Annotated in this window: 21 protein-coding genes and 1 pseudogene; 7 read left to right on the top strand and 15 right to left on the bottom strand. The window is 75.2% G+C overall.

Features of this window, described 5'->3' with window-relative positions; genetic code table 11:
* Nucleotides 1-2: 2 nt before the first annotated feature.
* The 11 genes and pseudogenes from FVA95_RS04610 to FVA95_RS04565 form a co-directional block, all read right to left on the bottom strand.
* A complete protein-coding gene (locus FVA95_RS04610; RefSeq protein WP_149663087.1) occupies nt 3-833 on the bottom strand; it encodes an ABC transporter ATP-binding protein in 831 nt (276 codons plus the stop codon).
* Between the two features lie 50 nt (nt 834-883).
* Nucleotides 884-1,915, bottom strand: coding sequence for an ABC transporter substrate-binding protein (locus FVA95_RS04605; RefSeq protein ID WP_149663086.1), 1,032 nt, complete (start codon nt 1,913-1,915; stop codon nt 884-886).
* Entirely contained in the window at nt 1,912-2,250 is a 339-nt protein-coding gene (locus FVA95_RS32630) for a hypothetical protein (RefSeq protein ID WP_240051270.1), read from the bottom strand. The genes FVA95_RS04605 and FVA95_RS32630 overlap by 4 nt, the downstream gene beginning before the upstream one ends.
* 63 nt (nt 2,251-2,313) lie before the next feature.
* Entirely contained in the window at nt 2,314-3,087 is a 774-nt protein-coding gene (locus tag FVA95_RS04600; protein ID WP_240051269.1) for an amidohydrolase family protein, read from the bottom strand.
* Nucleotides 3,084-4,214, bottom strand: a complete 1,131-nt coding sequence (locus FVA95_RS04595; RefSeq protein WP_149663085.1) for an amidohydrolase family protein — start codon at nt 4,212-4,214, stop codon at nt 3,084-3,086. The genes FVA95_RS04600 and FVA95_RS04595 overlap by 4 nt, the downstream gene beginning before the upstream one ends.
* Nucleotides 4,211-4,651: a Rieske (2Fe-2S) protein gene (locus tag FVA95_RS04590; protein ID WP_075306597.1), complete on the bottom strand. Its 441-nt coding sequence runs from the start codon at nt 4,649-4,651 to the stop codon at nt 4,211-4,213. The genes FVA95_RS04595 and FVA95_RS04590 overlap by 4 nt, the downstream gene beginning before the upstream one ends.
* Nucleotides 4,648-5,100 (bottom strand): aconitase X swivel domain-containing protein, encoded by a 453-nt coding sequence (locus FVA95_RS04585; RefSeq protein ID WP_149663084.1) that lies wholly within the window; start codon nt 5,098-5,100, stop codon nt 4,648-4,650. The genes FVA95_RS04590 and FVA95_RS04585 overlap by 4 nt, the downstream gene beginning before the upstream one ends.
* A gap of 112 nt (nt 5,101-5,212) precedes the next feature.
* A pseudogene (locus FVA95_RS04580) lies at nt 5,213-6,352 on the bottom strand (aconitase X); the annotation flags it as partial.
* Nucleotides 6,353-6,432: 80 nt separating this feature from the next.
* On the bottom strand, nt 6,433-7,740 hold the full coding sequence (locus tag FVA95_RS04575) for an FAD-dependent oxidoreductase (RefSeq protein ID WP_149663083.1): 1,308 nt from the start codon (nt 7,738-7,740) through the stop codon (nt 6,433-6,435).
* Nucleotides 7,741-7,825: 85 nt separating this feature from the next.
* Complete coding sequence (locus tag FVA95_RS04570) at nt 7,826-8,785, bottom strand: LysR family transcriptional regulator (RefSeq protein WP_149663082.1); 960 nt, start codon at nt 8,783-8,785, stop codon at nt 7,826-7,828.
* A 43-nt stretch (nt 8,786-8,828) separates the two neighbouring features.
* On the bottom strand, nt 8,829-9,812 hold the full coding sequence (locus FVA95_RS04565; RefSeq protein WP_149663081.1) for an AraC family transcriptional regulator: 984 nt from the start codon (nt 9,810-9,812) through the stop codon (nt 8,829-8,831).
* Between the two features lie 82 nt (nt 9,813-9,894).
* On the opposite strand from FVA95_RS04565, the gene FVA95_RS04560 reads away from it, so the two are divergent.
* Nucleotides 9,895-10,329, top strand: coding sequence for a pyridoxamine 5'-phosphate oxidase family protein (locus tag FVA95_RS04560; RefSeq protein WP_149663080.1), 435 nt, complete (start codon nt 9,895-9,897; stop codon nt 10,327-10,329).
* Nucleotides 10,330-10,380: 51 nt separating this feature from the next.
* On the opposite strand, the gene FVA95_RS04555 is transcribed toward FVA95_RS04560, so the two are convergent.
* Nucleotides 10,381-10,959, bottom strand: a complete 579-nt coding sequence (locus FVA95_RS04555; protein WP_075333372.1) for a hypothetical protein — start codon at nt 10,957-10,959, stop codon at nt 10,381-10,383.
* A gap of 314 nt (nt 10,960-11,273) precedes the next feature.
* On the opposite strand from FVA95_RS04555, the gene FVA95_RS04550 reads away from it, so the two are divergent.
* Nucleotides 11,274-11,846: a L,D-transpeptidase gene (locus tag FVA95_RS04550; protein ID WP_149663079.1), complete on the top strand. Its 573-nt coding sequence runs from the start codon at nt 11,274-11,276 to the stop codon at nt 11,844-11,846.
* Nucleotides 11,847-11,933: 87 nt separating this feature from the next.
* Here FVA95_RS04550 and msrA read toward each other — a convergent pair whose 3' ends face one another.
* Complete coding sequence (gene msrA, locus FVA95_RS04545) at nt 11,934-12,446, bottom strand: peptide-methionine (S)-S-oxide reductase MsrA (RefSeq protein WP_149663078.1); 513 nt, start codon at nt 12,444-12,446, stop codon at nt 11,934-11,936.
* A gap of 125 nt (nt 12,447-12,571) precedes the next feature.
* On the opposite strand from msrA, the gene FVA95_RS04540 reads away from it, so the two are divergent.
* Together FVA95_RS04540 and FVA95_RS04535 are read left to right on the top strand one after the other, a co-directional pair.
* Nucleotides 12,572-13,756: an acyl-CoA dehydrogenase family protein gene (locus FVA95_RS04540; RefSeq protein WP_149663077.1), complete on the top strand. Its 1,185-nt coding sequence runs from the start codon at nt 12,572-12,574 to the stop codon at nt 13,754-13,756.
* A gap of 82 nt (nt 13,757-13,838) precedes the next feature.
* Complete coding sequence (locus FVA95_RS04535) at nt 13,839-16,415, top strand: HAD-IC family P-type ATPase (RefSeq protein ID WP_240051268.1); 2,577 nt, start codon at nt 13,839-13,841, stop codon at nt 16,413-16,415.
* On the opposite strand, the gene FVA95_RS04530 is transcribed toward FVA95_RS04535, so the two are convergent.
* Together FVA95_RS04530 and FVA95_RS30720 are read right to left on the bottom strand one after the other, a co-directional pair.
* A complete protein-coding gene (locus FVA95_RS04530) occupies nt 16,400-17,743 on the bottom strand; it encodes an AI-2E family transporter (RefSeq protein ID WP_149663076.1) in 1,344 nt (447 codons plus the stop codon). The two genes, FVA95_RS04535 and FVA95_RS04530, sit on opposite strands and share 16 nt — an antisense overlap.
* A 235-nt stretch (nt 17,744-17,978) precedes the next feature.
* Entirely contained in the window at nt 17,979-18,791 is an 813-nt protein-coding gene (locus FVA95_RS30720) for a hypothetical protein (protein ID WP_161992197.1), read from the bottom strand.
* Nucleotides 18,792-18,949: 158 nt separating this feature from the next.
* On the opposite strand from FVA95_RS30720, the gene FVA95_RS04520 reads away from it, so the two are divergent.
* Genes FVA95_RS04520 through FVA95_RS04510 form a run of 3 tightly spaced genes read left to right on the top strand, consistent with a single transcriptional unit; the run spans nt 18,950 to nt 21,305 of the window.
* On the top strand, nt 18,950-19,486 hold the full coding sequence (locus tag FVA95_RS04520; protein ID WP_149663075.1) for a dimethylamine monooxygenase subunit DmmA family protein: 537 nt from the start codon (nt 18,950-18,952) through the stop codon (nt 19,484-19,486).
* Nucleotides 19,483-20,421: a PDR/VanB family oxidoreductase gene (locus FVA95_RS04515; RefSeq protein WP_240051267.1), complete on the top strand. Its 939-nt coding sequence runs from the start codon at nt 19,483-19,485 to the stop codon at nt 20,419-20,421. Before FVA95_RS04520 ends, FVA95_RS04515 begins: the two co-directional genes overlap by 4 nt.
* On the top strand, nt 20,418-21,305 hold the full coding sequence (locus FVA95_RS04510; RefSeq protein WP_149663074.1) for a heme-dependent oxidative N-demethylase subunit alpha family protein: 888 nt from the start codon (nt 20,418-20,420) through the stop codon (nt 21,303-21,305). Before FVA95_RS04515 ends, FVA95_RS04510 begins: the two co-directional genes overlap by 4 nt.
* Nucleotides 21,306-21,345 lie beyond the last annotated feature (40 nt).

Genomic DNA, 21,345 nt, shown 5'->3' with positions numbered 1-21,345 from the left:
GTTCAGTCCTCCCGGTCCAGCTCGGTGCGCATCCCGGCGACCAGCGCGCCGAACTCCGGTGTCGTCTCGGTCGCCGCGGACCGCGGGCGGGGCAGGTCGATCGCGGTGACCGAGCGGATCCGTCCCGGGCGCGGGGTCAGCAGCACGACGCGGTCGGCCAGGAACACGGCCTCGGGGATCGAGTGGGTCACGAACACGACGGTGGCGCCGGAGACGGCGTGGATCTGCTGCAGCTCCAGGTTCATCCGGTCGCGGGTCAGGGCGTCCAGCGCACCGAACGGCTCGTCCATCAGCAGTACCGACGGGGCACAGGCCAGGGCGCGGGCGATCGCCGCCCGCTGGCGCATCCCGCCGGACAGCTCGCGCGGGTAGGAGTCCTCGAACCCGCCGAGACCGACCGTGGCGCACAGCTCCGCGGCCCGGGCGCGCCGCTCGGCGCGCGGCACGCCACGCAGCTTGAGCGGGAGCGCGACGTTGTCGGTGATCGTGAACCACGGGAACAGGTTCGCCTCCTGGAACACCAGCCCGAACTCGGCGAAGACCGCGTCGTCGCGACGGCCGGCGGCCCAGGCGGGCCGACCGCCCGCCTCGACCAGCCCCGCGGACGGGGCGAGCAGACCGGACAGGATCCGCAGCAACGTCGTCTTGCCGCAGCCCGAGCGCCCGACCAGCGAGACGAACTCGCCACGGGCGACCTCCAGGTCGATCCCCGACAGCGCGCGCACCTCACCGCGCCGGGTCGGGTACACCTTGTCCACGCCGGACACCCGCAGGCCGACCGCGCCCCCGGTCGGGGCCGCCTGCGCGGCGCGGATCGCCGTCTCCTGGGTCATGCTCGTCTCCTGCTCCGGTGCCGGGGACCGTCGTCGTGTCGTCGGGGTGCTCATCGGGTGCCCTCCGTGCCGTTGAGGCCGGCGTCGAGCCACTGCGCCGGGTCCTGGCCGGCGGGGACCTGACCGACCGAGGAGACCTCGTCGTAGGTGGCCTGCCAGCGCTGCGGGTCGATGCCGGTCGGGCCCCGGCCCGCGGCGTAGCCGTCGACGTAGGCGGCGAGCGCGGCGCGGGCGACCTCGGGCCGCTCCAGCGTCGAGACCTGGTACTTCGAGCCGATGAGCTGCATCGTCTCGGTGAAGCCGCCTGCCTCGTCGGCGGCGATGAAGGCGGTGGCGTCGGCGATCGCGGCCAGGTAACGGCGCAGCTTGTCCTGCTCGGCCGGGTCGGCCGCGGTGGCCTTCGAGGTGGCGTAGATCTGCGACCCGGCGGAGATCGCGTCGTTGGGGTCGTAGACGACGGCTTCGGGCCGGGTCGCCTGCAGCAGCATCGCGGTGTCGAGCGAGACGATGAACGCGTCGACGCGACCGGTGTTCACCAGGTCGAACACGCCCGGGCTGAGCCCGACGACCTGACGGCGCAGCTCGGCGGGGGCGATCCCGGCCGACCCGGCGATCAGGTCGAGTGTGATGGAGCTGGTGCCGCCCTCCGAGGGCGTCCCGACGAGCTTGCCGCGCAGCTGCGCGGCGTCGGTGATCGGCGCCCGCCGGGAGGAGACCAGGCGCAGCGGCCCGTCGTGCACCACCCCGCCGATCGCGACCAGCGGTGCGCCACGCTCCCCCGCGGCGACCATCGTCTCGATGTCGCCGATCCGGGAGATCTCCGCGGACCCGGCGAGCAGGGTCTGGATGGCCGGCGCGGAGCCCTGCGTGGCCTCGAAGGTCACGTCGAGACCGTGGGCGGCGAAGAAGCCCTTGGTGTCGGCGACCATCTCGGCGGCGTAGCCGAGCGACTCCATCGGCAGGATGTTGAGGAAGGTGATCCGGTCGCGGCCGTCCTGGCCGCCGCCGCCCGACCCGCATCCGGCGAGGACGAGGCAGGCGGCGAGCAGGACCGCGGCGAGCCGGGTCGTCGTGCGGGTCATCGGGGGACCTCCGGTACGTGGTGGGTCGACGCGAAGGACGGCGACGGTGTGGCGACGGTGTCCGGACCGCGGTACCAGGCGGTGTCACTGCCGCGGTACCACGCGGTGGCGTTGCCGTGGCGGACCGCTGCCCGGGCGGCCGGGTCGAGGGCGGCGCGCAGCCGGGCCGCCCCGTCGCCGTGGCGGTGCGGGTGGTCACCGGCGTGGAGCAGGATCTCGGTGGCGCCGAGGACGTCCAGGGCGTCGCGCAGCTCGCCGGGGTCGCGCGGCAGGTGGACCGGCGCGGTGGTGAACCGGACCTGCTCGCGGACGTACTGCGACGGCATCCGGTCCACCCACGGCACCTCGCGGCGGATGCCGCGCCACTCCTTGTCCAGCCGCCACAGCAGCGGCGGCAGTCAGGACGACCCGCACTCGGCGACGGTCACCCGCAGCCCGGGCAGCGCCCCGAGGGCGCCCTCGGCGACCAGCGACACCAGCTGGGACTGCGCGACCTGCCCGTGGGACAGGTAGTCCTGCAGGTAGGTGTGGGTGAACCCGGTCGTGGTCGGGGCGCTGCCGACCCGGCCCCAGGCGTGCAGGGTGACGACCAGCCCGGCCGCGGCGGCTGCGGCGAGGACCGGCCGGAACACCGGGTGACCCCAGCGCAGGTCGTGGCCGCGCACCGGGAGCAGCACCTGCACGAAGCGCGGGTCGTCCGCCCAGTGCTCGATCTCGGCGACGGCCGCCGCCGGGTCACCGAGCGGGACCGCGACCGACCCGCGGGCGCGGGGCTCGTGGTCGAGGAACCGCTGCGCGACCCAGGTGTTCACCGCCCGGCACAGGGCGGCCTCGAACGCGTGGTTGCGGCTGACGTCGAACGCGGTGGTGCAGGTCAGGACCGCCGTGGTGACCCGTCCGCCACCGGGGGCCGGTGGGTCGAGGACGGCGGCGCGCAGGGTCGCCACGTCGTGCGGGTCGGGGCCCTCGACCATCGCGGGCGGGTAGGCACCGGCCTGGACGGGGTCCACGCGCAGCGCGGCGCCCAGGGCGTAGTCGCGCCAGTAGGGGCTCAGCAGCGGCGAGAGGTCGGTGAACGAGGCCGGTGCGACGTGGGTGTCCGCGTCGAACACCACCTCCGGCACAGCACCGGGCACCGGGTCGGACGGGCGGCCGGCCGGCTCGGCGCTCATCCCTCGCTCCCGGGCAGGGTCAGGCCGTAGAGGCGGGCGGCGTTGGCGGCCGCCATCGGCCGGCGCAGCGCCGCGGGCAGCACCCGCAGCGCGGTGATCGGGTCGTCGAAGTCCCAGTGCGGGTAGTCGGAGGAGAACAGGATCCGGTCGGTCATCCCGGTCTGCTCCCAGGTCGTCGCCAGGTGCGCGGGCACCGGCGGCTCGTCGATCGGCTGGGTGGTGAACCAGACCCGCTCGCGCACGATCTCCGACGGGGGACGGGTCAGCCACGGCACGTCGTCGCGGCACAGCTCCCAGGCGTCGTCGAGGCCCCAGAGCTGCGACGGCAGCCAGGACACCCCGCCCTCGACGAGCACGAGCTGCAGGTCCGGCACCGCGTCGAGGACGCCCCCGGCGACCAGCCCGGTCAGCGCGACGGCGACCGCGTTGCCGTACCAGGCGTGCTGCTCCAGGTAGAACGACGGCCAGCCGTCCCCGCGGTGGCCCTCGGTGCCGCCGAGGTGGATCGCGACCGGAAGGCCGTGCGCGGCGGCCGCGGCGTAGATCGGCCGGTACTTGGGGTCCGACCAGGGCAGGAACGTACCGCTGGGGAACAGGACCTGCACGAACCGCGGGTCCGCGGCGCGGCGCTCGATCTCGGCGACGGCCTCGGCCGGCGACTCGTGCGGGATGCAGATGCTGGCCCGCAGCCGCGGCTCGGGGTCGAGCCAGTCGGTGACGAGCACGTCGTTGTACGCCCGGCACAGCGCCGCGGCGAACGCGGGCTCCTCGGCGCCCGCGGTGTGCCCCTGCATCGGGATCAGCACCCCGGCGACGACGTCGAAGGGGTCGAGCAGCTGGCTGCGCATCAGATCGAGGTCGCTGCCGGGCGGCCGGGCGGGGCCACCGGCCGCGTCGGGGTGGGCGTCGCGGCGCATGCCGCCGTGCCGGACCCGGGGGTAGACCGCGGGCGGCGGCGCGCCGCGCAGCCCGAACCGGTGCAGACGGCGCCGCCAGGGCTCGGGCAGCGCGGCCGCGAGCCGGTCGGCGGTGACGACCGGGTGGATGTCGGCGTCGACGATCGGGGTCCGGGCGCGGCGCCGGGCCGGGGCCCGGGTGGTGGCCGTGGCGGAGTCGGTGGTGGTCATGACGTCTCCTCGGTGGCGGGGCGACGGCCGGTGTCGACGACCACCCAGCGGTCCTCGACGGTGACCTCGAAGGTCTCGGCGGTGTACGGGCCGGGTGTCATCCCCGGCGGGCCCGGCTCGACCGACGCCGGGAGGCTGCGGGCGGGGGCGTCGCCGGGCTGGTAGGAGCGGCCGGTGCGCACGTCGTACTCCCAGCCGTGCCAGGGGCAGGCGACGAGCACGTGGTCGTCGTCGAGCCGCACGTCGGCCGGGCCGGTCGCCACCGGGGCCCCGGCGACGGAGCCGCGGCACAGCGGGCCGCCCTGGTGCGGGCAGTGGTCGGCGAGGGCGTAGTAGTCGTCGCCGACCCGGAAGACGCCGATCGAGCGGGTGCCCACCCGCACCACGCGGTGCTCCCCGGGGGCCAGCTCGTCGGCGGGGAGCACGGCGAGCCTCATGTCCCCCCCCCCGCCCGATGCCCGTCCGCCCGCGCGAGGAGCTCGACGGTGCCCGCGGTGGCGTCGAGCCGGATGCGGTCACCGGTGCGCAGTACCCGCACCGGGTCGACGTCGAGGTCGGCCAGTGCGGGGACGCGGGTGACGACGGCGCCGAGCGCGGCCTTCGTCGTGGTGACCGTGAAGATCATCCCGAGTGGGGCGGTGCCGAGCAGCCGGGTGCTCTGGAAGAACGCCGACCAGCCCGAGGAGCCCTTGGCGCCGGGGAACACCAGGATCCGCCCGGTGAAGCAGACACCCTGCAGCGGGTGCCGGGCCTCGACGATCGTCCCGCTCGCCGGGTCGATGCCACCCCACCCCGAGATCGTCGCCGGCGAGACCAGCGCCTCCCCGGTGACCGCACCGGGGACCACGGTGCGGCCCCGCAGGACGGTGCCGACGGTCGCGGTCATCGCAGCTCACCCGACCAGCGACCGGTGACCGCGGCGTGCACGCAGTCCTCGGTGTGGTGCCGAACCACGCCTCGATCCCGAGGATCGCGGGCAGGTAGTGGGCCTGCTTGGCGGAGTCGGTGGCGAACACCCGCGTGCCCGGCGGGGCGAGGCGGGACATGGCCGGGCACGAGTCGGTGAGCACGCGTCCGCCGGCCGCCTCGATGACGGCGGTGTAGCCGCTGCGCTCGGCGACCGCGGCCAGCGCCCGCGGCGCCATGATCCACAGCGAGGTGCCGTCGTGCAGGCGGCGGCCGTCGAGGAGCCGGGCGACGTCACGGATCTGGTCGAGCGAGGCGTGCGGGCAGCCGAGCAGGACGAAGTCGACGGACGCGCTGGTGCCCTGGTCGTTGAGCCGGGCGTAGGTGGCGGCCCGCTCGGCGGCGCCGTAGACGACGGCGTCGGCCGGGACCGCACCGCCGAAGGAGGCCTCGACGGTCGGGGCCTCCGGGGTGACCCCGGGGACGTGGTACATCTCGACCCCGCCGGAGGAGGCGGCCGCGGCGCCGAAGTGCTTGAGGTCGGTGAGGTCGGGCAGGGCGAGGTCGCCGGTGACGACCGGTCGGGCCTCCTGCACCACGTCGCCGGTGAAGTAGCCGAGCAGCCCCCAGTCGAGGAACCCGCCGACCGGGGTGTCGACCCGGACGAGGTGGGTGCCGCGGCGGTGGGCGTCGTGATGGTTGCCCCAGCACGGGACGCGCCCGGTGAGGCTCGCCGCCCCGGTGGACGCGGTGCCCTCGCAGTTGGTGCGGGCCCCGAGCACCGAGTTGGCGTAGACGACCGCGGAGGACTCCATCCAGGCGCAGTGCTCGCCGCGGACCGGGAGGTTGCCGACCTGGTACGGCGTGCAGGTGGCGAGGATGGAGACGCCGCGACGGCCGTAGAAGGTCTCGGCGTCGGCCTGCAGCTCCACGAACTCCGCGGGGTAGGGCGCGACGGCGGCCGCGTCGGCGCCGAAGCCCTGCTGGAGCTGGCAGGTCGGCACCGCCATCGGCGGGATCTCGTGGGTGGTGTCGCTGTCGAGGTTGATGACCGAGAAGGCGCGGTCCCAGCCGCCCTCGGCGACCAGCCGGGCCTTGAGCGGCGAGGGCTGGGTGGCGGTCCCGGCCACGTTGCGGACCGAGCAGAGCCGCTCCGCGTCCAGCGCCTCGGCGTAGCGGGTGAGCAGGTCCATCGCGGCGGCGACGGCGGGGCCCTCGGCCCCGTCGAGCATCCTGCGGTCGTCGTCGGTGAGTATCACGGAGCGCCTCCGGGCATCGTTGCCTGTCTCCTCGTGGTGGTGGCGGGGCCGGCTCAGCCGTCGACGTTCTCCCGGATCCGGTCGGTGAGGGCACCGGCGGGCACGTCGTGCAGGCTGCCCGCCGGTCCGGCGAGGTCGAGGGCGTGTGCGGCGGCGTGGCCCATCGCCGCGCACGGGCCCATGACGCGCACGCTGGACAGGGCGGCGGCGTCGCCGTCGATGCAGCGGCCCGCGGCGACCAGGTTGGACGCGCCGGGCAGCAGCATCGAGCGCAGCGGCACGTAGTGCAGGTGGTCGGCGTCGAAGGTCTCCCAGACGTAGCCGTCGGGGCTGTCGTGCAGCTCGATCGGCCACGCGGTGCGGGCGACGGCGTCGTCGAAGCGGACCCCGGCGCGCACCTCCTCGACGGTCAGCTGGTGGACGGCGGCGATCCAGCGGGTCTGGCGACGGCCGGGCAGCCCGTAGGAGCGCACCGCGGCCTTGCCGAACACCTCGGGGAACTCCGCGCGCAGGAACTCGACGACCCGGTCGGCCTGCGCCTTCCCCTCCAGCTGGGCCTCGGCGGCGGCGAACGGGTCCAGCGGCGCCTCGATGTGGGTCATGTTGAGCACCGCGGTGTCGCGACCCGGGAAGTAGAACGCCAGGCCGTCGCGGCGGAGCAGGCCGTAGTCGCCCGCCTTGGCCGCGACCCGCTCGGCGAGCTCGGCCGGCTCGGGGGCGGCACTGGCGTCGAGGTGCTCGACGACGAGCTGCTGGCTGCCGTAGATCTCCCGGTCGGGCAGCCGGCACTCCAGGCCCGCGGCCCAGGCGAGCGCGGCGTCGCCGCTGGCGTCGACGAAGCCGGCCGCGGTGACGTCGACGGCGCCGTAGCGGGTGGCGAGGCGGGCGCCGAGGACTCGGTCGCCGTCGCGCTCGACGCCGGTGAGGGTGGCGTTGGTGAGGACCCTGATGCCGTGGGCGCGGACGGTGTCCTCGACCCAGCGGCCCAGGCGCACCTCGTCGTAGCCGACGGTGAGTGTGTGGCCGGTGCGGCGGAACAGGTCGCCGCTGGCCTCGAGGTCGGGGAACAGGGAGTCGAACAGCCCGTGGGTCAGCTGCCGGAACTCCGGGCCGTTGCCGTAGACCCCGCAGAACAGCCCGATCAGCGAGTTCACCATCTGCCCGCCGAGGACGGGGGCGGCGTCGACGAGGACGACGTCGCGGCCGAGGCGGGCGGACTCGACGGCGGCGGACAGGCCGGCGATGCCGGAGCCGACGACGCAGACGTCGGCGGTCACCGCGTGCTCGGCCGCGTCGTCGGCGCGCAGTGGGGCGTCCCGGGTCACGGTGTGGACCGGCAGGGGCGTCAGCGGGTGAGGCATGGCTCACACACTAGGAACGGCGCGCACCGTCCCGGAAATAGAAGGTTCGCCTGCCGGACCATCGACCGGACGAATAGTTGCAGCTCTACAGGGTGGCCGACAGCTCGACCAGGAGCTCGCGCAACCACTGGTGGGCGGGGTCCGGGTCGAGGTCGGTGTGCCACCAGAGGCGCTCGCGGATCGGTCCGGGGTCCCCGGGGCAGGGCAGCACGACCAGCCCGAGGCCGTCGGCGACCTGGCGGGCGAGCCGCTCCTGCAGCAGAGCGACGCGGTTGGTGCCGACGACCATGTACGGCACCGACAGGTAGCTCTCGACCCGCACCCGGATGTCGGGCTCGACGCCGAGGCGGGCGAGCTGGCGGGTCATCGGCGCCGCCGCCGACATGCCCCGGTCCGGGGCGAACGGGACCACCCAGGGCATCGCGGCGAGCTCGTCGAGGTCCAGGATCGGGTCCGGCCCGGCGGCGACCGGGTTGGCGGCGTCGACGACGCAGACCCAGCGGTCGTCGAACAGGGCGGTGGAGCGCAGCTCGGGGCGTTCGAAGCGGGCGGCGGGCGGGGCGATGAGCCCGTCGATGAGCCGGATGGTCTCGCCGATGTCGGCGGAGAACGACTCGCGGACCAGCCGCAGCCGCAGCTCGACGCCGGGGGCGCGCCGGGCCGCCGCCGCGGACAGCGCGGGCCCGAGGACGGCGACGGTGTAGTCGGCGACGAGCAGGGTGAACCCGCGCCGGGCGGTCGACGGGTCGAAGCCGTGGCCGGTGCCGAACAGCCGCTCGGCGGCCGAGCAGACGCCCTCGACCTGGTCGACGAGCTGGGCGGCGAGCGGGGTGAGCACGTAGCCGCCGGGATGGCGGGACAGCAGCTCGTCGTCGAAGTGGCGGCGCAGCCGGGACAGGGCCGCGCTGGCGGCCGGCTGGGAGATGCCGATCCGGGCGGCGGCCCGGGTGACGTTGCGCTCGCGCAGCAGCTCGCGCAGCGAGACGAGCAGGTTGAGGTCGAGGTTCGCCAGCCGGACCGACGGTGGGTGCGGCGGGACCGTCACGACCGGCCGCTCACGACGGCGACGGTGGTCACGACGCTGCAGGCTAGCCGCTCACCCCGTCCGGGGCATCCGCCCGCTCGTCGGGCCGCCCGCCTCGCGACCCGCCCCGGCGGAACGCACTGGGGGTGACGCCGCGGACCCGGGTGAACGCCGCGCTGAAGCCGAACGGGTCGGCGTACCCGACCCGGCGCGCGATGCCGGCCAGCGTCGCGTCGGGCTCGGCGAGCAGCAGGTCCGCGGCCAGGGTCATCCGCCAGCCGGTGAGGTAGGTGAGCGGCGGCTCGCCGACCCGGTCGGTGAACCGCTTGGCCAGCGTCGCCCGGGACACCCCGGTGGCGGCGGCGAGCCCGGCGACGGTCCAGGCCGCGGCGGGGTCGGCGTGCAGCAGCCGCAGCGCCCGCCCGACCACCGGGTCGTGCTGGGCGGCCCACCAGCGTGGGCGGCTGCCGTCGGTCCGGTCGAACCACTCGCGCAGGGTGCAGACCAGCAGCCAGTCCAGGAGCCGGTCGAGCACGACCTGCTGCCCCGGCGCGTCGACGGCGACCTCGGCGGCCACGTGGTCGAGCACCGTGTCCCCGCTGCCCCCGGCGCCGACCCGCAGGACCGGCGGGAGCGCGTCGAGCAGCCGGGCGCCGACCTCGCCCCCGGCCGCGGAGGCCGCGGTGATCAGGGTGCTCGCGTCGCTGTCCGGTGCCGGCGCCGGGTCGTGCCAGCCGAGCCGGTGACGGGTGCCGCCCTGCTCGGGCGTCGCACAGTCCACACCGCAGATGATCGGCTCGGCCGGGGTGCCGACCTCGTCGACCACGTGGAACCCGGCGGGCCCGCGCACGACGGCGGTCTCCCCCGCGGTCAGCCGCACCGGGTCGGCGCCGGGCACGACGATCCACCCCGCACCGGTGAGCATCGCGCACAGGGTCAGCGGTGCGCCGTCGACGAAATGCAGCGACCAGGGCGGGGTCAGGGTGGTGCTGCCGAACAGCGAGCCGTGCGAGCGCAACCCGCGGACGAGGTCACCGAAGGGGTCCACCGCACCGAGGTTAGACGATCGGACAGGAGATTCGGCGTCTCACCCATGTCGTCGTCCGCGTCGTGCTGGTGTCGTGGACGCCATGCCCACCACCGACATCCGCACGGCCCTGACCGACGACGACCGCGCCTTCCTCGCCCGCCCGTTGCACGGCTTCCTCAGTCTGGCGGGCGGCCCGGTGCCGCCGCAGCCCCGCCCGGTCTGGTTCGAGGCCACCGACGACGGCACGGTGCAGCTGTTCACCGGACCGGAGTCGCTGCACATCCGGCGCAGGCGGAAGGACCCGAGGGCCTCGCTCGTCGTCGCCGCCCCGGTCGGGGAACGGGAGCGTTGGATCGCGGTCGAGGGCGGCACGACCGTCGAGACCGACGGGGCGCACGCGCTGGCGCAGCGTCTGGCGCACCGCTACTGGGACCTCGACGACCCCACGCGGGCCGCGGACCTCGCGGCGATCCTGGCCGAGGACCAGGTGCGGCTGGTGATCCACCCCGAGCGGGTGCGGCGGCTGATGTTCTGACGCGTGTTCCGACCCGCCCCGGCCGGGGCCGCCCGGCTCAAGGGGTGCGACTCAGGGGGTGCGGCGGCCCGACCACTCGGGCTCGACGGCCGCCCAGTCCTCCGCCCAGGCACGGGCGAACGTGCGCCCGTTCCAGGCGAAGGCCAGCCGCCCGACGACCAGTACCCCGCCGGCCCACCCGGCGGCGGTGAGGAACCCGGCCGCGACGGCGACCGTGACGGCGTCGGCGGGGGTCGACGGCGGCGGTGCCAGCCTGCCGTCGGTACCGACCCAGGCCGACACCCGGTCGCCCACGTCGTAGATGCCGGGCAGCGAGCTGCCCCCGGAGTGCGGCAGGCCGTCCGGCCCGGTCCAGCTCAGCGTGAGCGACTGCTGTCCGGTCTGCAGGTCCCCGACAGCGTTCGCCCGCGCGGTGACCGTCGCCTCGACCGGCACGCGTTGCCGGGCCTCGACCGCGCCGCGCTCGAGCACCGTCCCGTGGGCCGCGGCACCGGCGAGCCACGCCACGACGAGCCCGCAGGCGGCGAGCAGCCCGCACAGCACCGCGAGCAGGTCCTCGCGACGGGACGCCCGACGACGGAGCCGGTCGGCAGGTCCCGGCTCGGAGCCCGGACGGTCGGCTGCGCGCATCGTTCCTCCTGGGGTCGGTCACGACGGGGCGTCCCCACCACCGCGGGTGAGGGGGCGATCACCGAGACCTACCCCCGTTATCGCGCCGTGACATCCCGTCGGGACGGAGATCACGCCCCCGGACGCCGTACGGTCCGCTCCCGTACCCGGGCGGTCGAGCGGCAATCGGTCCGCCGCCGGGCCCGCCGCCCACCCGTTCGCCGTGCACCGTTACCCACTCGCCGCCACGGGACGCTCCCGCGCAACCGCGACATCCGGACGGGCGTCTGCCCTGTTGTCACCCGGGTGGGTGATCTGTGGCGTGGGAGGTGGGCATGTCCCGGACCGAGCGGCTCCGTCGCCGTCGCGGTGTGCTGGTGACCGGTCTCGTGCTCGTGGCCGGGGTGGGGCTGGGTGGGACCGCGATCGCCGCCGCCGACCCGGAGCAGAGCCGGGTCGCGACGCAGGCGCACGCCGAACCCGCGGCCCCGGGGACACCGTGCTCGGCGTCGGTGCGCGCCTGCGTGGACCTCGAGACGCGGCAGGCGTGGCTGGTCCGCGACGGCAGGGTCACCGGCGGCCCGTTCCCGGTCACCACCGGCGGCGAGGGGAAGGCCACCCCGGTCGGGCACTCGTTCCGGGTGTACCGCAAGGAGGCCGACCACCGCAGCGGCGAGTACCCGGGCCCGGACGGCCGTCCGGCGCGGATGCCGTGGTCGGTGTTCTTCGCCGACGGCGGGATCGCCTTCCACGGCGGGGACCTCAGCCGGGAGTCGGCGGGCTGTGTGAAGCTCCGCACCCGCGATGCCCGGCGGTTCTTCGAGACCCTGCAGGTCGGGGACAAGGTGCAGGTCGTGAACGGGTCGGTGGAGCGCCGGCACCGCGCCGAGGCCCGCGGCCACCTCTGAGCGACCGAGCGACGCCGCCCTCGCGCACGGGACCGGCCCGCGACGCGGGGTCGCGGGCCGGTCCGTGCGTGGTGGGAACGGAGGGCCTCAGCCCGTGCTGGCCGTCCGCCGCGGCAGCACCCAGTTCGGGCGCGGGAAGTGGCAGGTGTAGCCGTAGGGGAACTTCTGCAGGTAGTCCTGGTGCTCCGGTTCGGCCTCCCAGAAGTCGCCGGCCGGCTCCACGTCGGTGGTCGCGCGGCCCGGCCAGAGCCCGGACGCGTCGACGTCGGCGATCGTGTCCAGGGCGTCGGCCCGCTGCTCCTCGGTGGTGTAGAAGATCGCGGAGCGGTAGCTGCGGCCGATGTCGTTGCCCTGGCGGTCCTTCGTCGACGGGTCGTGGATCTGGAAGAAGAACTCCAGGATCTCGCGGTAGGAGATCCGCTCCGGGTCGAAGACGATCTCGACGGCCTCGGCGTGGTCACCGTGGCGCCGGTAGGTGGCGTTCGGGGTGTTCGGGTCGCCGGAGTAGCCGACCCGGGTGGAGACGACGCCCGGACGCGCGCGCAGCAGCTCCTGGACGCCCCAGAAGCAGCCACCGGCGAGGATCGCGGTCTCGGTCATGGGGGTGAACCTCCCTGTGTCGGGTCTCGGGACCTACAACGGTCCCACCGCCGCGGATGTTCCGTCGCACACGACCGGTCACCCCGGCTCGCGGGGTCCCCGGTCGATGACCGATGCTCGGTCGCATGGACGGGCAGAGCGCCGGGTCGGACGCGGGGTTGAGCACCGAGGAGCGGGCGGTCGTCGAGACGGTGCGCGACTTCGTCGACCGGGACGTCCGCCCGGTGGTGCGGGAGCTGGAGCACGCGAACACCTATCCCGAGGGGCTCATCGAGCAGATGAAGGAGCTCGGGATCTTCGGGCTCGCGGTCCCCGAGCCGTGGGGCGAGGCGCCGGTCTCGATGCCCTGCTACGCCCTGGTCACGGCCGAGCTGGCCCGCGGCTGGATGAGCCTGGCCGGCGCGATGGGCGGGCACACCGTCGTCGCGAAGCTGCTGGTCGCCTTCGGCACCCGCGAGCAGCAGGACCGGTACCTGCCGCGGATGGCCACCGGTGAGCTGCGCGCGACGATGGCGCTGACCGAGCCCGGCGGCGGCTCGGACCTGCAGGCGATGACGACCCACGCCCGTCGCACCGACGACGGGTGGGTGGTGAACGGCGCCAAGACCTGGATCACCAACTCGCGGCGCTCGGGACTGATCGCGCTGCTGTGCAAGACCGACCCGACCGCCGAACCGCGTCACCGCGGCATCTCGGTGCTGCTCGTCGAGCACGGTCCCGGCCTGACCGTGTCCCGGGACCTGCCGAAGCTCGGCTACAAGGGGGTCGAGTCCTGCGAGCTGGCCTTCACCGACATGGCCGTCCCCGCCGACGCGGTGCTCGGCGGGGAGCCGGGACACGGCTTCACCCAGATGATGAAGGGCCTGGAGACCGGCCGGATCCAGGTCGCCGCGCGCGCACTCGGCGTCGCCGACGCCGCCCTGGCCGACTCCCTGGCCTACGCCCAGGAGCGGGAGTCGTTCGGCAAGCCGATCTGGCAGCACCAGTCGGTCGGCAACCACCTCGCCGACATGGCCACGAAGATCACCGCTGCGCGGACCCTGATCCTGCACGCCGCCCGGAGGTACGAGTCCGGGCAGCGGTGCGACATGGAGGCCGGCATGGCGAAGCTGTTCGCCTCCGAGACCGCGATGGAGGTCGCCCTCGACGCGGTGCGCATCCACGGCGGCTACGGCTACTCCACCGAGTTCGACGTCGAGCGGTACTTCCGCGACGCCCCGCTGATGATCGTCGGGGAGGGCACCAACGAGATCCAGCGCAACGTGATCGCCGCCCAGCTCGTCAAGCGCGGGGGCCTGGAACGCTGGTGAGCCTTCAGCCCAGACACAGTCGGCACACATCGGGGCCTGCCATGATCGCCACGCACGGGGCCGACGGCGGAGAGGGGACGACGTGGCGGCCGGGATCGTGGAGGCGGCGGCCGACGAGGGGCTGAGTGCGGCGCAGGTCGCCGCGGCGCGCCGGGCGGGCCGGACGAACGCGCCGGTGACCGCCGGGACGCGCGGCTACGGGCGGATCCTGCGCACCAACGTCTTCTCCTCCTACAACACGATCCTGTTCGCGATCGGCCTGGTCCTGCTGGTGCTGGGCCGCTACGGCGACGCCCTGACCAGCGTCGGGCTCGGTCTGGTCAACGCCGTCGTCGGGGCGGTGCAGGAGATGCGGGCCAAGCGGAAGCTGGACCGGCTGCAGCTGCTCGACGCCGCGGAGGTCACCGTCGTGCGGGACGGTGTCGAGCAGCGGGTCCCGGCCGCCGACGTCGTCGTCGGGGACGTGCTGGTGGTGCGGGCGGGTGAGCAGGTCGTCGTCGACGGGCCGGTGCTGACCGGGCGGGCCGCGGCCGACGAGTCGCTGCTCACCGGCGAGTCCGACCCGGTCGTCAAGGATCCCGGCGACCTGCTGCGCTCGGGCAGCCACTGCGTCGCCGGGACCGCCCACCAGCGCGCGACCGCCGTCGGCGTCGACAGCTACGCCGGCCGGCTGACGCTCCAGGCCCGCGCGGACACCACCGAGGCGACACCGCTGCAGCGACGCATCGACTTCGTCGTACGGCTGACGATGGTGCTGGTCGTGCTGATGAGCGGCGCGATCCTGGCCCAGGCGTTCCTGGAGGGGTTCTCGCTGCTGCGGGTCGTGCAGATCACCGCGGTGCTGTCCGGGCTGGTCCCCTACGGCCTGTTCTTCCTCATCGCCGTCGCCTACACCCGGGGCGCGGCCCGGCTCGCCGGGCGCGGCGCCCTGGTCCAACGCGTCAACGCGGTGGAGGCGGTCACCCACGTCGACGTCGTGTGCACCGACAAGACCGGCACCCTGACCACCGGCGCGCTGCGCCTGGACCGTGTCGACCCACTCGACGGGACCGAGCCGGGCCCCGCGCTCGCCCGCTTCGCGGCCTCCGTGACCGACCCGAACCCCACCACCGCCGCACTCGCAGCCGCGCTGCCCGGCGCCCCGTCCGAGCTGCGCGACGAGGTCCCGTTCACCTCGTCGCTGCGCTGGTCAGGGCAGGTCACCACCGACGGCGAGGCGTTCGTGCTCGGCGCCCCGGACGTGCTCGCCCCGCACCTGGGCGACCCGGACGCCGTCGCCGACCGGGTGGAGGCGCGCGCCGCCGCCGGGCTGCGGGTGCTGCTGCTGGCCCGGCCCGCGCGGCCGGCTGCCGGGCTGCGCGGCGACGACGGCCGTCCCGCCCTGCCCGACCTGGTCCCGGTGGCGCTGGTGGCGCTGTCCGACGAGCTGCGTCCCGGCGTCGCCGACGCCCTGGAGCGGTTCGCCGCGGACGGGGTCGTGGTGAAGGTGCTGTCCGGCGACGACCCGCGCACCGTCGCCGCGCTCGCCGCGCAGGCCGGGCTCGACGTCGGCGAGCCGGTCGACGGGTCGGCGGTCGCGGAGCTCGCCGACTCCGCCGACTCCGCCGACAACGCTGCCGACAACGCTGCCGACCGCCGGGCCGCGCTCGACGCGCTGGTCGCCCGGACCACGGTCTTCGGGCGGGTCGCCCCGGAGCAGAAGGAGCGGATCGTCGCGAGCCTGCGCCGGGGCGGTGCGCACGTCGCGATGCTCGGCGACGGCGTGAACGACGCGCGGGCCCTCAAACGGGCCCACGTCGGCGTCGCGATGCGCAGCGGTTCGGCGGTGACCCGCGACGTCGCCGACATCGTGCTCGTCGACGACTCGTTCGCCGCGCTGCTGCCGGCACGCACCGAGGGGCGCCGGATCATCGACGGCATCGCGGTGTCGATGTACGTGTTCCTCACCCGGGTCGCCACCCAGGGCCTGGTGATCATGGCTGTGACCATGCTCGGGCTCGGGTTCCCCTACTCCCCCACCCAGGTCGGGCTGACGTTGCTGACCGTCGGCGTGCCGACGCTGTTCCTGACGCTGTGGGCGACGCCGTCCGAGCCGGACCCGGACCTGCTGGGCAACCTCGCCCGCTTCGTGGTGCCGGCCTCGGTGGTGACCGCGGGCGCCGGGACGGTCGTCTACACGGTGCTCTACCAGGGCATCCTGCAGGGCTTCACCAGCGGGCGGACCCCGGAGCAGGTGATCGCGCAGTTCCAGAGCTACACCGGGCTGACCTACGGCACCGACGCCGACTTCGCCGAGGCGGCCGCGACGCTCGGCGCGCAGACCGGGCTGTCGACGTTCGTGGGGCTGGCGTCGTTCGTCCTGATCCTGTTCCTGCTGCCACCGCACCGGTTCCTCGCGGCGTGGACGGCGCCGGTGCCCGACCGTCGCCCGGCCTGGCTGGTGCTGGGCCTGACCCTGGTGTTCGCGGGCGTGGTCGGGACCCCGGCGCTGTCGTCGTACGTCGGGCTCACCGGCGCGGCGCCGCCGGTGGTCCTGGTGGTGCTGCCGGCCCTGGTCTGCTGGTTCGCCGTGACGTGGGTGGTGCTCCGGTTCCGGGTGATGGACCGGCTGTTGGGGACCGACCGGCTGCCCGGACGGGTCGGTCAGCCGCCGTCCTGACGGGCGGAGTCCGGCGGGGCGGGCACGGAGCCGTTCCCGGGGCCGCTCCCGGCGCCCTCCGTCTCCCGGTCCGGGGCCCCCGCAGTGGGAGCGTCGGCGGGTGCCGCGTCGTGGGCGGCGGCGACCGGCGGGCCCGCGGCGGCGACGTCGTCGACGCGAGAGAAGCGGCGGTCCCGCAGGTCGATCTGCTCGCCGAGGTAGCGCAGCAGCACCGCGACGACGGCCGCGACCGGCACGGCGAGGAACGCGCCGGCGATCCCGGCGAGCGAGCCGCCCGCCGTCACCGCCAGCAGCACGACCGCGCCGTGCAGCTTGAGGCTCTGGCCCTGCAGGAAGGGCTGCAGCACGTTGCCCTCGATCTGCTGCACCGCCACGACCAGCACCACCACCGCGACCGCGGTGCCGAAACCCTGCGTGACCAGCGCGATGAGGACCGCCAGCGAGCCCGCGACGACCGCACCGACGATCGGGATGAACCCACCGATGAAGGTCAGCACGGCCAGCGGCAGCGCCAGCGGGATCCCCAGCAGCACCAGGCCGATGCCGATGAACACGGCGTCGATGAGGCTCACCAGTGCCTGGACGCGGATGAAGCCGCCGAGGACGTCCCACATCCGGCGCAGCACCTCGGCGATGTGCCCGCCCGCGCTGCGCCCGGTGATCGAGGTCAGCCACGGCAGGAACCGCGGCCCGTCCTTGACGAAGAAGAACGTCAGCACCAGGGCCAGCACCAGCGAGACCAGTCCGGACGCGACGGTGGACACTCCGGTCAGGACGCCGCCGGCGATGGAGGTCGCGCTCTGCTGCAGCTGCTGGGTGACCTGGGTGATAATGTCGCCGATCTGGCTCTCACCGAGGTTCAGCGGCGGACCGGAGATCCACTGTTGGATCTGGCCGAGCGCCGCGATCACGCCGGAGGTGATCTGCTGGGTCTGCCCGGCGATCGACGGCGCGATGCCCACGAACAGACCGGTCACCGCGGCGATGCCGACGAGCAGCACCAGCGCCGAGGCGGCCGCGGGTGGGAACCGCCACCGGATGAGCAGTGCCGCGGGCGGACGCAGGACGGTGGCCAGCAGGATCGCGAGCACCACCGGCCAGACGACGACCCACAGCATGCCGGTGACGTAGCCGAGGATGAGCAGCCCCAGGGAGATCAGCGCGACCCGCAGGCTCCACGCCGCCACCCAGGTGAGCCCGTTGCCGATGACGGTGCCGCGGCTCGCGGCCCTGGCCGTCGGCGACGGGTTCAGCAGTCCGCCCTCCGCCGGGTCCCGTCGCGCCCCACCGTCCTCGGCACGCGCGGCCGGTTGCGCCCCCGAATCCATGACCCACTCCGTTCGTCCCGGTTGACCTGCGGCGGGAACCCTAGCGGCGCAGGGGCTCCGATGCCCGCCGCAACGACATGCCACGCCCGTGCGTCGCGGACGGAGGGGCCCTCGGAGGTCGGTCGGCGAGGTGGCGGACCCCGGTGGTCCGGTCGTGGAGCACTGTCCACAGGGGCCCACGAGCCGATGGAGGGTCGCGGCGGCGCGGACGCACCGGGTGCGGAGTGCCCGCCGGTCAGCCGCCGGAGAGCAGCGTGAGCCGGTCGGCGACCGCGCCCAGCTGCGAGCTCATCCCGTTCAGCTCCCGGGCCGCGTCGCCGAGCAGTCCGGGGTCGCCCAGTGACGCCCCCGCGATGCAGTGCCGGGCGGCGTCGGCGCCCGCGGCGAGCCCGTCGCGCCAGTACGTCTGGGCGACGGCGTCGGGGATCGCCGGGTACGCCTGGGCGGAGGCGACCTCGTCGCGCAGGCCGCGGCAGGCCTCGACCAGCGCCGGGATCCCGCCGTCCGACCCTGCCCTGGCGATGTCGCGCAGGGCCCCGGTGATCGCGGTGACGTGCACCTGGCCGCCCGCGGCGCGCCAGTCCCCGACCGCGGCCGTCGCGGTGGCGGCGTCCTCGATCCCGCGGCCTGCCGCTCCCGCGGCGCCGACGACCACCGCGAACACGACGAGCATCCCCGCGATCGCGCCGGCCAGGCCCGCACCGACCGCCAGCGGACGGCGGCGGCGTGGCAGCAGCGCGGTCGGGAACCCGGGCAGTCTCCCGTCGGCGCCGGGCCCGGCCGCGGGCTCGACGACGACCGGGGCCGGGGTGAACCAGGGCCGCTCGGGCACCGGGGCGGGCGGCGCAGGGTGCGCGGTGCCGTCCCGGGGCGCCGGGACCGTCGCCCACCACGGACCCGCGCTGTGCTGCTCGTCGGTGTCCGGCCGGGTCTCGGCGTCCGGCCGGGTCACGGCCTCGGCCCGCGGGGCGCCCCGCTGCGCCGGGACGGCGATCGTGGGTGGGGTCTCACGCAGGGCGTGCCGCGGGCGGTACGGCGTGCCGTCCATGACGTCCCCCTCTCCGACGTGCGGGCGCTTCACGCAGTTCATCGCGCCGGCGCCGAGATCGTGACCGACTCGGCGACAGTTTCACCAGAAATGGCGACCTGCGCATTCGCTGGGCGCCATCTGGTGTTCACGCGACGCCCGTAGCATCACTCTCCGTCATGCCCGACCCCGTTCGCCCGCTGCGCACCGGCGCGGCCGTCCCGTCCGTGCACGTCGCGCCGGAGTGGACCACGGTGCCGCGTTACGCCGGTCCGGCCGTCCGCGGCGGGGCACCGCACCTGGTCGTCGTCTGCGGGGCCACGCCCGATCCCGATCTCGGGCCCGACGACCGCCTGGTCCGGCTGCCCGCCGGTGCGGACGCCGCGACGCTGCTGGACCGGGAGCTCGCGACGCTGGTCACCGGCACCCGGATCCTGGTCACCGGGCCCGAGGAGCTCGTGCAGGCCGTGCGCGCCGCGGCGCTGCACCGTGGCGCCCTCGACGAGGAGATCGTCCTGGTCCCGACCGACGTCGCTCACGCCACCCGGGACCGAACGGTGCATTGCGGACACTGTCACCAGCACGTCGTCGTACACGCGGCCGTCGGGGACGCCGTGGCCTGTCCCGGCTGCCGGGTCGTGCTGCACGTCGCCGGCCACCACTCGCGCCGGCTCGGCGCGTTCCTCGGCGCGCCGACCCCGCAGCGGGCGCCGTGACCCGGCCCGGGGTGCACCTGCGGGTCATTGCGGTCACCAACGCCGCACCCGACGTCCGGTCCCTGGAGCTCGCCGCCGCGCCGGGGACCGGACCACTGCCCGCGGCGCCGCCCGGCGGCCACATCGGCGTCGAGTGGGCGCCGGGCCGCTGGAACTCCTACTCGCTGACCGCGCCGTCCCCCGCGCCCGACCGCTGGCACGTCTCGATCGCGCGGCGCCCGGACTCCCGCGGCGGCTCGGTGTGGGCGCACGGTCTCGCCCCGGGTGACGCGGTCGTGGCGACGACGCCGCGCAGCTCGTTCCCGCCGGTCGACACCGCGCGCCACCACCTGCTCGTCGCGGGCGGGATCGGGGTGACCGCGATCCTGTCCCACGCCCGCTGGCACGCGTTCTGGGGGAACCCGTACACCGTGCTCACGGTGCACCGCCCCGGTCCCGCCCCGCACCGCGACGCGCTGCGCGCACTCTGCGGGGACCGGCTCGTCGAGGCGACCGGCCGCGTCGAGGCCCGGGCCGCGCTGGAGCGGCTGCTGGGCACGGCACCGTTCGGCAGCCACGTCTACACCTGCGGCCCGCCCGGTCTGATCGCCGCGACCGCCCGGACCGCCCGCGCCGCGCACTGGGTCGACGCCCGCATCCACGCCGAGGCGTTCGTCGGCGAGCCCGAGCCCGGCACCCCGTTCCGCGCGGTGCTGCGCCGCAGCGGCTGCACGGTCGAGGTCGGTGCCCACGAGACCCTGCTCGACGCCGTGCACCGAGCCGGGGCCACCGCGCCCGCGATGTGCCGGCGCGGGGTGTGCGGGGAGTGCGTGACCCCCGTCGTCGACGGCGGGGTCGAGCACCGCGACACGGTCCTGACCGCCGACGAGCGCGCCGACCGAATGGCGCTCTGTGTGTCCCGCGCCGCCGGGGCGACACTGGAGCTGGACCTGTGACCGGCGTCGACGACTACCCGTTCCCGCTGCCGCACCCGACCTACCGGATCAGCGCGAACGTCGAACCGGCCGGGGTCGAGCGCCGCACCGAGGCGGGCTCCTGGGGCGGGCGGATCCTGCACGACGGCCCGGACCGACCCGCCGTCGCCGCCGAGCGCACGTCGATCCTGGACCGCGAGTCCGCCCGGTTCGTCGCCGCGCCGCACGCCCGCGCGTCCTGCTGGGACGCCTGTCTGTACCTGCTCGGTCGGCTCGCCGCCGAGCAACCCGGCACCTGCACCCTGACCCGCACCCTCGGCCGGGCCGGCGGGTGGCGGTTCCGTGACACGGCGACCGGCACCGACCGGGAGTTCGTGTTCGGCGACGACGCCACCCTCCCCGAACACCCGTTGCGCTGGGTGTCCCGGCTCGTCGCGGAGGACGTGGTCGTGCTCGGCGCCCGCGGCGAGGCACTGTGGCTCGACGCCGGTGCCGTCGCGTTCGCCTCCGTGTGGTCGATCGGGTTCGACGCCGGCATGAGCTTCCGGGAGCTGCACGGCCCGGTCCCGGGCAACGGACCCGGCGGGGTGTTCGAGCGCGCCGAACGCTTCCTGCTGCAGCTGCACCCCGGCGAGGCCTACCGCCGCCTGAACTGGGGTCTGCAGCCCGACGACCGCCGCGACCTGTCCCTCGACGCCGCCCCGCAGTGGCAGCCCGCCCGGACCCGGCTCGATCTCACCGACCCCGGCCGACAGATCCACCTGCGCACCGAGGTGCAGCACCTGGTGCGTCTGCCCCTGACCGGGGCCGTGCTGTTCCTGATCGGGATCCGCGGGCCTGTGCAACGAACGGTGGTTCCGGCCCGACACGCCGGACCTCAGCGTCCGGCGGGATGGGCACTGTGAGTGATGACATCAGACCCTATGGGCTCTGCTGAGAACGAGA

Source organism: Pseudonocardia sp. EV170527-09 (assembly GCF_008369905.1).
Lineage (GTDB): Bacteria > Actinomycetota > Actinomycetes > Mycobacteriales > Pseudonocardiaceae > Pseudonocardia.
The sequence above is the reverse complement of the archived record's forward strand: the minus strand, read 5'-3'. Positions and strand labels throughout refer to the sequence as shown.

Coding starts and splice junctions, on each gene's coding strand:
- FVA95_RS04520 (WP_149663075.1), top strand. CDS start 18,950: ATGCCCGACCCCGTTCGCCCGCTGCGCACCGGCGCGGCCGTCCCGTCC.
- FVA95_RS04585 (WP_149663084.1), bottom strand. CDS start 5,100: ATGACCGCGACCGTCGGCACCGTCCTGCGGGGCCGCACCGTGGTCCCC.
- FVA95_RS04560 (WP_149663080.1), top strand. CDS start 9,895: ATGCCCACCACCGACATCCGCACGGCCCTGACCGACGACGACCGCGCC.
- FVA95_RS04575 (WP_149663083.1), bottom strand. CDS start 7,740: ATGCCTCACCCGCTGACGCCCCTGCCGGTCCACACCGTGACCCGGGAC.
- FVA95_RS04540 (WP_149663077.1), top strand. CDS start 12,572: ATGGACGGGCAGAGCGCCGGGTCGGACGCGGGGTTGAGCACCGAGGAG.
- FVA95_RS04605 (WP_149663086.1), bottom strand. CDS start 1,915: ATGACCCGCACGACGACCCGGCTCGCCGCGGTCCTGCTCGCCGCCTGC.
- FVA95_RS04610 (WP_149663087.1), bottom strand. CDS start 833: ATGACCCAGGAGACGGCGATCCGCGCCGCGCAGGCGGCCCCGACCGGG.
- FVA95_RS04595 (WP_149663085.1), bottom strand. CDS start 4,214: ATGACCACCACCGACTCCGCCACGGCCACCACCCGGGCCCCGGCCCGG.
- FVA95_RS04550 (WP_149663079.1), top strand. CDS start 11,274: ATGTCCCGGACCGAGCGGCTCCGTCGCCGTCGCGGTGTGCTGGTGACC.
- FVA95_RS04530 (WP_149663076.1), bottom strand. CDS start 17,743: ATGGATTCGGGGGCGCAACCGGCCGCGCGTGCCGAGGACGGTGGGGCG.
- FVA95_RS04590 (WP_075306597.1), bottom strand. CDS start 4,651: ATGAGGCTCGCCGTGCTCCCCGCCGACGAGCTGGCCCCCGGGGAGCAC.
- FVA95_RS30720 (WP_161992197.1), bottom strand. CDS start 18,791: ATGGACGGCACGCCGTACCGCCCGCGGCACGCCCTGCGTGAGACCCCA.
- msrA (WP_149663078.1), bottom strand. CDS start 12,446: ATGACCGAGACCGCGATCCTCGCCGGTGGCTGCTTCTGGGGCGTCCAG.
- FVA95_RS04600 (WP_240051269.1), bottom strand. CDS start 3,087: ATGAGCGCCGAGCCGGCCGGCCGCCCGTCCGACCCGGTGCCCGGTGCT.
- FVA95_RS04555 (WP_075333372.1), bottom strand. CDS start 10,959: ATGCGCGCAGCCGACCGTCCGGGCTCCGAGCCGGGACCTGCCGACCGG.